Origin of the sequence: Paraburkholderia dipogonis, from assembly GCF_046027395.1 — a bacterium.
GTDB classification, from domain to species: Bacteria; Pseudomonadota; Gammaproteobacteria; order Burkholderiales; family Burkholderiaceae; genus Paraburkholderia; species Paraburkholderia dipogonis_A.
In genome coordinates this window covers 27484-40314 of the sequence record NZ_JAQQEG010000015.1, presented here as the reverse complement: position 1 = coordinate 40314, position 12831 = coordinate 27484, and the positions used below count along the sequence as shown (strand labels likewise).

Here is a 12831-nt window from a genome sequence, read left to right as displayed (position 1 = left end):
TAATCTCGCGCTATAACCGGCATTACGCGAGAAAAGACGGCGCGGCAATGTTAGAATCGCCCGCGTCCTTACGCCTACCATCATGATTCCACGCTCCCGCAACCACATGACCGCATGGCTTGGCCTGTTCGCCATGTGGCTCGTCGTGTTCGCGCCGGTCGTGAGTCAGATGCTGGCGTCGAACGGCGCGCACGAGCCCATCGCCGCGCTCTGTTCGGCGCTGCAGCCGCGCGATTTCAGCGTGGTGAGCACGGCGAGCGTGACGACCCAGGCCGCTCCGGCGCCGGTCCGTCTGAGCCATGACGACGCGTTCGGCGCGTGCGGCTACTGCCATCTGCTCCAGCACCACGTCGCCATGCCGACGCTTGCCGCGGCCGAGCCGCCCGCCGCCCTCGCGCTTGCCGGCACCGCGCCGCCCACACTCTCCACCCGCTTCACGCCACTCGGCGCCTTTCCGTCCGGCCGTCCTAGAGCACCGCCCGTCGTTTCCTGATCGCTATCGGTCCTGATCGCGCATTCGTCGCACCCGTCGAGGGGGCGCGCGATCGTCTATTCCATGCATCAAGGAAACGTTCATGCTCAACTTCGCCCTGCGAAGGCTGCGCTCTTGCGCCCGCCGTGGCGCGCGTGGCTTCTCGCGTCGACGGCTGTCCCGGCCGTTTTTGTCCGCTTATCTGCCGGCCATCGTTCCGGCGTTCGTGCCGGCTTTAGCGACCTCGCCCGCTCATGCGCAGAGCGCGAGCGCCGAAGCCGCACTGCCCGTCATCAGCATCAGCGCGAATGCGTCCGCCGCACCTCGCGCCGTCGATCCGAACCTGCCGGCTTCAGTCGAGACCGTCACCCGCGAGCAGTTCGACAACTGGAACGTCGTCAACACCGAAGACGTCCTGAAGTACATGCCGAACCTCGCCGTGCGCAAGCGCTTTATCGGTGACCTGAATTCGATCATCGCCGTGCGCGGCACCAGCAACACGCAAAGCGCGCGAGGTCTCGTCTACGCGGACGGTCTGCTGCTCAGCAATCTGCTCGGCAACAGCTACTCGTTTCCGCCGCGCTGGTCGATGGTGTTTCCCGACGAGATCCAGCAGGTCGATGTGATCTACGGGCCGTTTTCCGCGCTCTATCCGGGCAATTCGCTCGGCGCGACCGTGCTCATCAGCACGCGCATGCCGAAACAGTTCGAAGCGACCGCCGACGTCAAGGCCTTCACCCAGCACTTCAGCCTGTTCGGCGTGAATCAGAATTTCAACGGCAGCGAAGCCAGCGCGACGCTCGGCGACCGCATCGGCAAGTTCTCATATCTGCTCGGCGTGAATCACCTGGAAAACACCAGCCAGCCGCTGCAATTCGCCACGCTCGCCAAGTCCAGCACACCCGCCAAAGCCGGCGACACGCCGGTCACCGGCGCCTACTTCTACAACAACCAGACCAACACGCCGACGGCGGTGCTCGGCGTGAACGGCGAAGGCATCGAACACACGGTGCAGGACCAGTTCAAGCTGAAGATGCAGTACGACTTCACGCCGACGCTGCAGGCCGGCTTCACGCTCGGCTACTGGCATCAGACCTACAACAGCCAGACCTCGAGCTTTCTGCGCGATGCGAACGGCAATCCGGTCTACAGCGGCAAAGTCGCGATCGACGGCTACGAGTACACGATTCCCACCGCCGCGCTCGCGCCGAGTCTCGGCCATAGCGAGAACTGGCTGTACGGCCTGTCGCTGAAAACACGCAACGCCACGGGCTGGAATGGCGAGGCGATCGCTTCGTACTACGACGTCGGCAATAGCGTGGCGCGCACCGCGAATTCGGGCGCCCCGGGCAACGGTCCGGGCACCGTGATCTTCGGCGACGGCGCCGGCTGGAAAACGCTCGATTTGCGCAGCACCTACACGCCCGCGACAACACAAGCGGGGCTCGCGAATCATGCGCTGAGCTTCGGCTATCACTACGACAACTACTTCCTCGACAACGAGAGCTACAACACGCTGAACTGGCGCGACGGCGCGGCCACGTCGTTCGCCAATGCGTTCGCCGGCAAGACACAGACCCAGGCGCTCTACGCGCAGGATGCATGGCGCTTTCTGCCTCGCTGGAAGCTCGTCTACGGCGTGCGGTATGAAGACTGGCAGGCCTATGGCGGCTCGCAATCGCTGGTTGGCACGACCCTGCCGTACAGCGACGTGAGCCAGCAGCACTTCTCGCCGAAGGCCTCCTTGTCGTTCGACGTCACCGACGATCTGACCTTGCGCGCGTCCATCGGCCGCGCCTATCGCTTTCCGACGGTCAGCGAGCTGTTTCAAGGGCAGATCAACGGCTCCGCGATCGTCAACAACAATCCGAACCTGAAGCCCGAAGACGATCTCTCGAAGGAACTCACGGCCGAATGGGCGCACTGGAACGGCGTCTTTCGTTTCTCGCTGTTTCAGGACGACGTGAAGAACACGATCTTCAGCCAGACCGATACGACCGTGATTCCCAACGTGACGAACTTCCAGAACATCGGCAAGGTCCGCTCGCGCGGCGTGGAAACGAGCTACTCGGGAGAGAACGTGCTGGTGCGTGGCCTGGACCTGCTGGCGAGCGTGGCCTACACGCAGTCGAAGATCATCGCCAACGCGCAGAACCCGGCCACGGTCGGCAAATACTTCTACCGGATTCCGCTGTGGCGGGCGGATCTCGCCGCGACATATCACTTCGACGAACGCGCGGCCCTCACGCTTGCCGCGCGCTATTCGGGCCGTCAGTACAACACGCTCACCAACACCGACACGAATCCGGACGTGTTCGGCGGCACCAGTTCGTACACGGTGGCCGACGCGAAATTCACCTACAAGCCGACGAAGCTGAGTGAAGTCGGCATCGGCGTCGACAACCTGTTCGATGCCCGCTACTTCGTCTACCACCCGTATCCCGGCCGCACGTTCTACGTGGAAGCGAAGCTGCGCATGTGACCACGCTGAACGTGCCGCAGTCGAGTGCACATCCACGCTATTCGAACCGATCGATTCATTTTTTGCTTCAGGAGGATTTCATGTCCACCACCACGCCCACCGACGCTCGGCGCGTCACGCCGGCGACCACCGCGGTCCATCCGGGCTACCGGACGCTCTGGCGCTGGCATTTTTATGCGGGCCTCTTCGTGATGCCGTTTCTGGTCGTGCTGGCGATCACCGGCACGCTGTATTGCTTCCAGCCGCAAATCGAGCCGCTGCTTTATCCGCAGCGCCTGATCGTCGCGCCGCAAGCCGTACCGAGGCTGCCCGAAGACGCGCTGCTGGCAAGAGCGCGTGCGGCCATGCCGCCGGATGCTGTCGCAGTGACCGCGGTCGTCGCGAGCGCACCGGAGCGCAGCGCCGAATTCATCTTCCGTCTCGCGGACGGCGATAAGCAGAGCGTCTATGTCAATCCCTATACCGGCGCGGTGCTGGGCACGCTGAGCGTCGAACGCCGCTTCATGCAGGTGGACCGGATGCTTCATCGCAAGCTGCTGCTCGGCAAACCCGGCGAGTTGCTGATGGAACTCGCTGCATGCTGGACACTCGTGATGATCGGCACCGGCCTCGCGCTGTGGTGGCCGCGCGAGAAAACCACGGCACGTGCTGCGCTGTTGCCGCGTTTCGCGCTGAAGGGACGCGCGCTGTGGAAAAACGTTCACGCCGTGATGGGCATCTGGCTCGCGCTCGGTGCGCTCGCGTTCGTGTTGACGGGACTGCCGTGGACGGGTTCGTGGGGCAAGCAGTTCAAGGCGCTCGCGAGCGCCGCGAATCTCGGCGCGCCGCCGGGTTCGTGGGGCGGTTTGCCGTTGCAATCCGCCATGCCTGGAAAGAGCGGCAAACAACCGTCTGTGTCGGATACCCATGCGGAGAATGCGGCTGACGATGAACACGCCGAACACAACGGCCACGGCGCGCACGCGGGCAGCATGGACTCGATGCCCGGCATGGTAATGGACGACCTGCCACTGCCGCTCACGCCCTGGGCCGTCGGCAACACACGCGTGCCCAACTCCAACGCCAACCCCACCTCCGTCTCCGATAAGGCAAATGCGATACACCCGCTGCCGCTCGGGCGAGTCGTCGCACTGACCGCCGCGCTCGGCGTGGCGGACGGCTACAACATCGTGCTGCCTGCTTCCGCGACCGGCGTCTACACCGTCTCGTACTTCCCGGACGATCCGGAAGACGAACGCACGCTGTACATCGACCAATACAGCGGCGCGATCCTGAAGGACATCCGCTATGGCGATTACGGCGCGGTGTCGAAGGCCGTGTCGTACGGCACGTCGCTGCATATGGGCCGTTATTTCGGCCTCGCCAACCAGATTCTCTGCGCCGCGATTTCTTTAGGGCTCGCGGCGATGGCCGTCACCGGCTGCGTGATGTGGTGGAAGCGGCGGCCGCAACGCTCGCTCGGCGCACCGTCGCGTGAACGTACCGCGCCGCCGATGCGCGGCTGGAAAACCGGCCTCGTCCTGCTCGGCATCGTGTTCCCGTTGATGGGCGCCACGTTGCTCGCGGTGTGGCTCGCGGACCGCGCGATTTTCGGCCGTGGCTCTCGGCGCGCAGCCGTCGTCCAGACAGAGGCTGCGGAACAGTAAGCCAGCCCGCGTTTCCGCGGGACCGGACCCTGGCTTCAGAAAACACGTTGCAGGTCTTGAGCGTTTACGCTACATTTTGCTCGATTATGATCGTTTCATAGACCGAGCAAGGTGAAGACATGCAACGAACGCGACAGGAAGCCATCGACGGGCTGCTGCCCGAGCAGCGCGAACAGCTGATTCTGGAGCGGCTGCGGGCGCACGGGCGGGTGCTGGCGTCGGCGCTCGCCGCGGAGCTCCAGACTTCGGAGCACACGGTGCGCCGCCACTTGCGCGATCTCGCTGATCAAGGCCACTGCAAGCGCGTCTACGGCGGCGCCCTGCTGATCTCGCCGTCCGACAAACCAGCAGCGGTACGCATGGGCGAGGCCGTGGATCGCAAAGCTTGTCTCGCTGCCGCCGCGGTATCGATCGTCCGCTCGAAGCAAATCATCCTGCTGGACGCCGGTTCGACCAACGTCGCGATTGCCCAGGCGCTGCCCGACAACGCAGACCTGACCGTCGTGACGAATTCGCCCGAGGCCGCCGCTCGTCTCTTGAACCGGCCGGGATTCGAGGTGATTCTCGTCGGCGGACGGATCGCTCGCGGCGCGGCGGGCGCGCTCGGCGCGACCGCCTTGCTGCAGATCCAGCAGCTCCGCGCCGACCTCTGTTTCCTCGGCGCCTGCGCACTCGATCCGGACGAAGGCGTCGCCGCCTTCGACGCCGAAGATGCCGAACTCAAACGGGCGATGGTCAAGGCAAGCGGCCAGATCGCCATCGCCATGACTTCGGAAAAGTTGATGACGGCGGCGCCGTTCTCGGTGGCGCCCGCTTCCGCCGTCGACCACCTGTTCGTCGAAGCCGACGTGAGCGCCGCGCGCCTTGCCAGCCTCGAAGCCGTCTGCGACAACGTGATGGTGGCCCGCTCATGACATCGTCCGCTGCGTCCCCTATCAAACCGGTCAAGGAGCGCGTCGCGACCTTGGGCGTGTTTCTCGCCAACGGCTTCGGCATCGGCGCGTGGGCCGTCGAAGTCCCGCGCATCAAGGAAAGCCTGGCGCTGGGCGACGCCTCGCTCGGCATCGCGCTGTTCGCCTTCGCGCTCGGCGCCATTGTCGCGATGCCGCTGGCGGGACAACTGGCGCCACGCTTCGGCAGTGGCCGCGCCACCGCGCTGCTCGGCGCGGCATTCGTCATCGCGCTGCCGCTGCCCGCCTTCGCGCCCGGCATGGCTGCGCTGTGCATCGTGCTGTTTCTGCTCGGCGCGGCGAACGGCGCGCTCGACGTCTCCATGAACGGCCACGCCAGCACCATCGAAACGCAGTGGCACGCGCCGATCATGTCGTCGTTTCATGCGGCCTGGAGCGCGGGCGGCCTGCTTGGCGCCGCCACGGGCGCAATGCTGCAAAAAGGCGGTGCCGGCGTGATCGGCGGCCTGTTGATACCGGACCTGTGCATCGCTGTCCTGATCGTCGCTGCCGCGATGCTAGCGTTGCGTGACCTCGGTCCGAGAGCGGCTGCGGGGTCGAGCGGCCTGGCGTGGCCCTCGTCCGCCGTGATGAAGCTCGCGATGCTCGCGTTCCTCTGCATGCTGGTGGAAGGCGCGGTCGCCGACTGGAGCGCCGTGTATCTGCGCTCGGCATTGAACCGCGAGGCCAGCGTCGCCGCGATCGGCTACTCCGCGTTCGCGTTCTCGATGGCGGCATGCCGCATCGTCGGCGATGTGTCCGTGCGCCGTTTCGGCTCGAGCAAGGTCGTTGCGCTGGGCGGTCTGATCGCGGTGGCCGGGCTTGCGCTCGTGCTGAGCTGGCCGACGGTCTTCACCGCTTGCGTGGGCTTCGCGATGGTCGGTGTCGGCCTCGCGAATATCGTTCCGGTGATTTTCAGCGCGGCGGGCCGTTCGACGCTCACGCCGGCGACCGGCGTGTCGATGGCCGCGACCTTCGGTTATGCGGGCTTCCTGGTCGGGCCGCCGTTGATCGGCCTCGGCGCGGGCCTGCTCGGCCTGCGCGTTGCCTTGTGCGTGCTCGTCATGGCGACGTTGATCGTTTGCCTGGTCGGCGGCAAGGCGGTGCGCAGCGCGCGGCTTGCCTAGAACAGGCCAGGAATCACGCGGTAACGCACGCGGCCTTTGTAATTGCGATAGCCTTCGTCCGCTGAGAGAAGCTGTTCCTCGCGCACGATGCGCCCGACCTGCAACGCGAACTGGCAACCGTACACGAGCAGGTTTTGCAGACCGAAGTTCACCAGTAGAAAACCGATGTCGGTGATGAAGTAACCGAGGTACATCGGATGCCGAACGAAACGATAGGCGCCACGCGATACAACGCCGCGATTGGCCGGCAAGATGCCGAACGAGCGGCGCAGCGACGCCTTGGCGAACAGTTGCCAGCAAATCCCCAGCAGTTGCAGTGCCGCGCCGATGGTCTCCGGCACGAGCTGCGCGCCGGGCGCGAGACGCACGGCGAGAAAGTAGTACGTGCCGCCCATCGAACAGATGAAAGCGAACGGTCGCCAGTCGCGTTTCATGGGCACCCGCGTGAAGAGCGACAAGCCCACCGTGAAGCATGCCGCCACCACCAGCAACAACAGCGTGATCCGCGACGGCGCCGCGCGCCACTGCGTGATCGCGGCGTAGGCGAACAGGCTCAGCATGGTCGCGGCGCCCGCGCGCGCAACCACCTCCACCAGCGCGTGGCGCAGGCCGACAGTGCCGCCCGAATCGGCGGACGTGGTGCTCGATGCCGAAGCGTCTTGCGGGCTGACCGTGAGTGGCAGGTCTTGCAAAGGTGTCGTCGGTGTCATGGCGCGCTCACTTGGAAATACGAAGGATTTGCGAAGCCAGTTGCGAAAAGCACGGCTTCAGATCGGCCGGCGTCGCGGCGTAGCAATACACGCCGACGGGCTGTTTCGGGTTGTAGCAGCGCGATAGCGAATCGGCGGTGTTCGCCATGCACTTGAGTACGTCCTGGCCGATTTCATTGTCCGGACCGGCGGGCTGCACCAGTTCGGGTCCATAACCGAGCGTGAACACGTAGGTGCCTTCGGCGCGCGCCGCCGCGGCCATCGTTTCGAGCAGGTTGCGCGACGCGCGGTTGACGTTCACATACGTGATGTCGCCGTTCGGCACGGCGCGCGGCGCGGTCACGGGCCAGATCGGGAAGACCTGTTCGTTGACGTTGTGGGCGTTGTACCACTTGGGCATGGCCGTCACGAGCTTGGTCACGTTGCTCTGGTAGCACGGCGAGCCGAGCGTCTGGTTCAGCGAGTTCATGTTGTACAGCCCGGACATCGTGCCCGCGCTGTCCGGGCTCGCGATCGTGCCGGCGGTGTTGTTGCAGCCGCTCTGATTAGTCGTGAAGAACGAGGAGAAACTGTTCGGCGCGCCGTCCGAGAAGAACACGATCACCCGCAAGCTGGACGGCTGCGTGATCACCGTATTCAACTGGTTGCGCGCGTTCCAGATCGCTTCGGCCGAATTGGTGCTGCCATTGAACGAATATTTTTTTATGTCGGCGGTCATCGTCGCGCGATCGAAACCGCGCGTATTGCCTTTGAACGGCACGTCGACCACGGTGCCGTAGGCGAAGTGCATCAGCGCCACGCGGTCGTTGGTCACGTCGAAGTTGTTGAGGAAGGCCACCGCATTCGAGCGTACCGCGGCCGGCACGCCGGAAGTATTCAGCGAGCCGGTGGTATCGATCACGAACGCCATATCCAACGTCTTGCGAATCGCCTGCGACGACGAACTCACGTTCAGCACGTTGAACCCAAGTACTTTCGTGAAAGTAACCGGCACGCTCGCCTGCGCGGTCATGCCGATCGTCACCGTGCCGCCGGCGTCGAAAACGATCGCGGGCGTCCCTGCCGTCACGCTGGAGCCAAGAAAACCCGCGGGATAGTTCGCCGCGAAAAAGGCCGTCGCCGCCTGCTGTGCGTTATTGGTCTGCTCCGTCTGATTGCTGCCGCGCGTGACCGCTTCGCCGGCCGCGATCACCGCGCCGTCGGTGGCGGCATCGAGGCGCGCCTTGATCATGTAGCCGAGACCGGAATCCACCGCGAGACCGAGGATGCCCAGCAACGCGATCAGCGACACCGCCACGATGATGCTGACCGATCCCCTCTGCCGTCTTCTGAATGCCGCTGTTGTTTTCGCTGTTGTTGTCATTACTACCCCCGGTCCTGCATTTTTTTATTTGCCCCGGCTTTTCGCCGGGTCAGAACACCGTCATTGCGTAGAGATTCGGCGAGAGCGCAGGTGTCGTGAAGCCGCCGCCGAGATCCAGCGAACCGATCAGCGGCGTCTGCAAATAGAACGCCTCGACCACGTACGCGATCTGGCCGTCGGAGAGCTTGCCTTGCAGCAGGTTCACCACCGGCGACGTCTTCCCCGCCGCCGGAATGCCGCTGCAACTGCCGGTGCCGTCCGTCGCCCAGCGCGTGCCGGCATTGCCGCAATTCCACAACTGGCTCGCCGGATAGTAATTGCCGCCGTTCCAGCGATACTGCGCGACCACCACGCCCGTGCAATTGTTACCGCTGCTGTCGCAATTGTTGTTGCCCATGATCTCGGTGATGTAGATCATGCCGTGCGCGGTCATGTTCAGCGGTGGCGTGGTCGACGTAAGCGAGGACATGATGGTCTGCATCGGAAACGTGAGCGACGCGCGCGAGGACAGGCTCGCGCCTTCACGGCTCACGTTGATCAGAATCATCTGTGCCTGGACGTTGCGCGCAATGTCGTACACCGGCAGCGCGAGCGCCACCAGCATCGGCAGCAACAACGCCATTTCCACGCTGACGACGCCTTTGGACGTGCGGCGGCTTCGCAAGGAACGTGTGCGCATGTCAGAAGCCCTCGTTGCGCATCGTCGCCGCGACGCTGAAGCTGAAATTGCCGTTGGCGAAGAACGGCTTGACCAGCGGCGTGAGAAGCGGCCAGATGCAGTTGATCTGCAGCACCACGATGTCGCCGGGATTGCCGAACATGCCGGTGCTGTAGCTCGTCTGCGTGTTGTAGGTCTGGCTCGCGCCATTGATGGTGATCACGTAACTCGGCGAGACCAGCGAATAGAGACCCATCGAGCTGTCCTTGATCTCCTGCACGACGGCCAGATAACGTTGCTGGTTGGTCGCGTTCGGGTCGAGGTTGCTCTGCCCCGTTACCGAATAACGCGCGCCTTCCCGCACCGCGTATTGCATGGTCAGATTGACCCACAGCGCGACGCCGAGATCCATGGCGATGCACAGCAGCAGAAACAGCAGCGGCGCGACCAACGCGAACTCGATCGTGGCGGCGCCCCGCTGCTTGCGTGTGAGTCCGCTCCTGCTTGTGCGCGCCTCCACGTTGGCGGCGGGCTTCTGGCGAGCGGCTTTCATTTCGTCTCCTTGTCCAGCAGCGGCACCGGCTTGCCGCCGAGCCCCGCGCCGCGTTCGGCGTGCAGGCGCAGCGGCCAGCAGAACGCTTCCAGCAGCGAGCGCGGCTGCGCGCCGTCGTCGAGACCGGTGGCCGGCCACTCTTCTCTGGCCGGCACCCACTGCGTGTCGAACAGGTGATCCCACAGCGGCAGCAGTTGCGTGAAGTTATGGTCGAAATGCTCGGTGCGGTTCGAATGATGCAGGCGGTGATATTGCGGATTGTTGACCCACGTGATGTAGCGGCCGAGGTCCACGCGCAGGTTCAGATGCGCGAAGTAATTGCCGAACATGAACACGATCGATGTCGCGCCGACCATCCACGGCTCGACCTTGAACAGCACGCCGACGAGCGGATAGAGCAGACAGCCCTTGATGAGCGATTCGACCCAGTGGTGCCGCCACGTGACCGTGACATTGAACTCGACTGCGCTATGGTGCAGAGAATGCAGCTTCCACAGCACGGGCCACGTGTGCTGCAGGCGGTGAAACGCGTATTCGAGCACGTCGATCGTCAATAGCACGATCACGAACGAGGCCAACGCGCCGAACCCGTGCGAGTTCAGGACCACCATGCCGCCGCCGAGCGCATTCACGATCGCAATGCTCGCCGCCGCCGTCAACGGCCTCATCGCTTCCACCATCGCCAGATACACGCCCGCGTAGGCCACGTTGAAACGCTGGCCGGCGCGCGATTGCAGCATCGCGGCGGGCCAGCGCCGTTCCAGCGCCGCGCCCGCGGCCATCATCACCAGGCCGAGTGCGTACGCGCGCAGCCAGATGCTTGCGTGATTCATCAGATCAGGAAACGGGCTGGATGCGAACATGTGATTCCCCGGTGAATGCCTGGCGTTCAACCACCCGCGATGCCGTTGATGGCCGGGAACAGCTGGCGCATGACCTGGATCGCCGACGGACCGACCAGCACGGCCAGCAGCGTCGGAAAAATAAAAAACATCAGCGGAAACAGGAGTTTCAAGGCGATCTTCGCAGCCTGCTCTTCCGCGCGCAAGCGTCGTTTGGTGCGTAGGTTGTCGGTATAAACACGGAGCGAGTCGCCCACGCTGGTGCCGAAGCGGTCAGCCTGGATCAGCATCGCGGCGAGCGTGTCGATGTCTTCCACGCCGGTGCGCAGCGACAGGTTGCGCAAGGCCTTGTCGCGGCCCGAACCGGCACGCAGCTCCAGCAGCACCATGTCGAATTCGTCTTTCAGCGTGTGGCTCTTCACGCCGATTTCCTGGGTGACGCGCATCATCGCCGCGTCGAGGCCGAGCCCCGCTTCCACGCACACGGTCATCAGATCGAGCGCGTCGGGCAAATCTTCGAACAGTTTGCGCTGCCGGCTTTCGACGAGGCGCGTCATCACGAGGTTCGGCAGATAGAAACCGAGCGCCGACGCGGCCAGCACCGTCAGCAGCAAATAGATGCGCTGACCGGCTTCGAAGGCGTTGCCGAAACAGATCAGCGCGATGGCCGGCAGCGCGAGCGCCAGCACGGTCTTGGCAGCGAAATAGATCGCCGGCGCGGACGGTGTGCGGATGCCTGCATTCGCGAAGCGCAGACGCAGCGCCGACTTGTCCCAGTCGTCCTTCGGCAGCGACAATCTGGCGACCCGCTCGGATATCTTCGTGACCGTCTCGACCCAGTTCTTCTGTGCTCCGGTGTCGCCTTCACTGGCGACACCCGGCTGCCCGAGTTCCTCGATGCGCCGCTGCACAGGATCGGGGCGCAGCAGCGACATCGCCTTCAGCGCCGCGCCGAACACGATCAGGAACATCACCCCCAGCAGCACGATCTGTTCTATTTTCATGGTCTGCGGGCCGGGCCCGCGCTCCTCGTGTCGAAAGCGGTGGTCTAGATATGGATGCGCACGACTTTGCGCATCCACACGATGCCGAACAGCATCATCGTGATCGCCACGCCGGCGAGCTGCACGCCGGCCGGGTCCGTCCAGAACACGCTGATGTACCCAGGATTGAGCACCGTCAGCAGCCCAAGAATGGCGAACGGCAACACGCCGAGCACCCAGGCCGACAGGCGCCCTTCCGCCGATAGCACGCGCACCTTGCCGAGCAGCTTGAGCCGCTCCCGAATGATGCCGGCGATGGAACCGAGAATCTCCGCCAGATTGCCGCCCGCCTCGCGCTGGATCAGCACGGCGATCACGAAGTAGCGCAGGTCCTCGACCGGCACGCGGCTCACCATGTTCAGGAGCGCGTCGTTCATCGAGACGCCGTAGTTGATCTCGTCGAACACCAGCGCGAATTCGCCACCGAGCGGGTCGGGCAGTTCTTCGCCGACCATGCCGAGCGCGGCCGGAAAGGAGTGGCCGGCGCGCAGCGCGCGGGCGATCAGATCGGCTGCGTCGGGCAACTGGCGCTCGAGTTGCAGCACGCGTTTGGTGCGCTTGCGACGCAGAACCATGGTCGGCAGCAGGCTGGCCAACGCGGCGAACACCCCCAGCACCAGCGCGGGCACGTGCAGCACGAAGCCGGCAAAGGCGCCCGCGACCGCGCACAGCAGCGTATAAGTGATGAAGCGCGCTACCGACCACGTCAGCCCGGACTGCTGCAATTGACGATCGAGCGCATGCACGCGCGGCATGCGCAGTAGCAGGTTCGTGACGAACGGCGATTCGCTCAGCATGCGCTGCTTGAGGATCGAGAGCTGTTCGCTGCTCACGTTGCCGCCGGCGGAGAGCGCGCGAATGCGCTCGTCCATGCGCTTGACGTCCTTGCCGTGATGGCTGCTCCAGAACAGATAGACGGCCTCGATGGCCAGCACGACCGCGAGAAACGCGAGCACCGCAAAGCCGATAAACGACGTGTTCATGT

12 protein-coding genes are annotated in these 12831 nt (G+C 64.4%); 5 read left to right on the top strand and 7 right to left on the bottom strand.

Going from position 1 to position 12831, the window contains the following annotated elements; all coding sequences use genetic code 11:
- Positions 1–82: 82 nt before the first annotated feature.
- The 5 genes from PQR32_RS16810 to PQR32_RS16790 all read left to right on the top strand — a co-directional run bounded on the left by PQR32_RS16810 (position 83) and on the right by PQR32_RS16790 (position 6677).
- Positions 83–493: a DUF2946 domain-containing protein gene (locus PQR32_RS16810; RefSeq protein ID WP_408228808.1), complete on the top strand. Its 411-nt coding sequence runs from the start codon at positions 83–85 to the stop codon at positions 491–493.
- An 82-nt stretch (positions 494–575) separates the two neighbouring features.
- Positions 576–2954, top strand: coding sequence for a TonB-dependent receptor (locus PQR32_RS16805; protein ID WP_408228805.1), 2379 nt, complete (start codon positions 576–578; stop codon positions 2952–2954).
- Between the two features lie 80 nt (positions 2955–3034).
- Positions 3035–4600, top strand: coding sequence for a PepSY-associated TM helix domain-containing protein (locus PQR32_RS16800; RefSeq protein ID WP_408228802.1), 1566 nt, complete (start codon positions 3035–3037; stop codon positions 4598–4600).
- 119 nt (positions 4601–4719) lie between these two features.
- A complete protein-coding gene (locus tag PQR32_RS16795) occupies positions 4720–5514 on the top strand; it encodes a DeoR/GlpR family DNA-binding transcription regulator (protein ID WP_408228799.1) in 795 nt (264 codons plus the stop codon).
- Positions 5511–6677, top strand: a complete 1167-nt coding sequence (locus PQR32_RS16790) for an MFS transporter (RefSeq protein ID WP_408228796.1) — start codon at positions 5511–5513, stop codon at positions 6675–6677. The genes PQR32_RS16795 and PQR32_RS16790 overlap by 4 nt, the downstream gene beginning before the upstream one ends.
- Here the strand turns inward: PQR32_RS16790 and PQR32_RS16785 are convergent.
- The 7 genes from PQR32_RS16785 to PQR32_RS16755 are packed head-to-tail and all read right to left on the bottom strand — an operon-like array spanning position 6674 to position 12829.
- Complete coding sequence (locus PQR32_RS16785) at positions 6674–7387, bottom strand: methyltransferase family protein (protein ID WP_408228793.1); 714 nt, start codon at positions 7385–7387, stop codon at positions 6674–6676. The genes PQR32_RS16790 and PQR32_RS16785 overlap by 4 nt on opposite strands.
- 7 nt (positions 7388–7394) lie before the next feature.
- On the bottom strand, positions 7395–8750 hold the full coding sequence (locus PQR32_RS16780; protein WP_408228790.1) for a vWA domain-containing protein: 1356 nt from the start codon (positions 8748–8750) through the stop codon (positions 7395–7397).
- A gap of 49 nt (positions 8751–8799) precedes the next feature.
- A complete protein-coding gene (locus tag PQR32_RS16775; protein WP_408228787.1) occupies positions 8800–9429 on the bottom strand; it encodes a TadE/TadG family type IV pilus assembly protein in 630 nt (209 codons plus the stop codon).
- A gap of 1 nt (position 9430) precedes the next feature.
- Positions 9431–9961, bottom strand: coding sequence for a TadE/TadG family type IV pilus assembly protein (locus PQR32_RS16770; RefSeq protein ID WP_408228784.1), 531 nt, complete (start codon positions 9959–9961; stop codon positions 9431–9433).
- Positions 9958–10824, bottom strand: a complete 867-nt coding sequence (locus PQR32_RS16765) for a sterol desaturase family protein (RefSeq protein ID WP_408228781.1) — start codon at positions 10822–10824, stop codon at positions 9958–9960. The genes PQR32_RS16770 and PQR32_RS16765 overlap by 4 nt, the downstream gene beginning before the upstream one ends.
- 26 nt (positions 10825–10850) lie before the next feature.
- On the bottom strand, positions 10851–11807 hold the full coding sequence (locus tag PQR32_RS16760) for a type II secretion system F family protein (protein WP_408228778.1): 957 nt from the start codon (positions 11805–11807) through the stop codon (positions 10851–10853).
- 44 nt (positions 11808–11851) lie between these two features.
- Positions 11852–12829 (bottom strand): type II secretion system F family protein, encoded by a 978-nt coding sequence (locus PQR32_RS16755; protein WP_408228775.1) that lies wholly within the window; start codon positions 12827–12829, stop codon positions 11852–11854.
- Positions 12830–12831 lie beyond the last annotated feature (2 nt).

Excerpts from the sequence above, each read along its gene's own strand:
- PQR32_RS16810 (WP_408228808.1), top strand. The coding sequence starts at position 83 with ATGATTCCACGCTCCCGCAACCACATGACCGCATGGCTTGGCCTGTTC.
- PQR32_RS16805 (WP_408228805.1), top strand. The coding sequence starts at position 576 with ATGCTCAACTTCGCCCTGCGAAGGCTGCGCTCTTGCGCCCGCCGTGGC.
- PQR32_RS16800 (WP_408228802.1), top strand. The coding sequence starts at position 3,035 with ATGTCCACCACCACGCCCACCGACGCTCGGCGCGTCACGCCGGCGACC.
- PQR32_RS16795 (WP_408228799.1), top strand. The coding sequence starts at position 4,720 with ATGCAACGAACGCGACAGGAAGCCATCGACGGGCTGCTGCCCGAGCAG.
- PQR32_RS16790 (WP_408228796.1), top strand. The coding sequence starts at position 5,511 with ATGACATCGTCCGCTGCGTCCCCTATCAAACCGGTCAAGGAGCGCGTC.
- PQR32_RS16785 (WP_408228793.1), bottom strand. The coding sequence starts at position 7,387 with ATGACACCGACGACACCTTTGCAAGACCTGCCACTCACGGTCAGCCCG.
- PQR32_RS16780 (WP_408228790.1), bottom strand. The coding sequence starts at position 8,750 with ATGACAACAACAGCGAAAACAACAGCGGCATTCAGAAGACGGCAGAGG.
- PQR32_RS16775 (WP_408228787.1), bottom strand. The coding sequence starts at position 9,429 with ATGCGCACACGTTCCTTGCGAAGCCGCCGCACGTCCAAAGGCGTCGTC.
- PQR32_RS16770 (WP_408228784.1), bottom strand. The coding sequence starts at position 9,961 with ATGAAAGCCGCTCGCCAGAAGCCCGCCGCCAACGTGGAGGCGCGCACA.
- PQR32_RS16765 (WP_408228781.1), bottom strand. The coding sequence starts at position 10,824 with ATGTTCGCATCCAGCCCGTTTCCTGATCTGATGAATCACGCAAGCATC.
- PQR32_RS16760 (WP_408228778.1), bottom strand. The coding sequence starts at position 11,807 with ATGAAAATAGAACAGATCGTGCTGCTGGGGGTGATGTTCCTGATCGTG.
- PQR32_RS16755 (WP_408228775.1), bottom strand. The coding sequence starts at position 12,829 with ATGAACACGTCGTTTATCGGCTTTGCGGTGCTCGCGTTTCTCGCGGTC.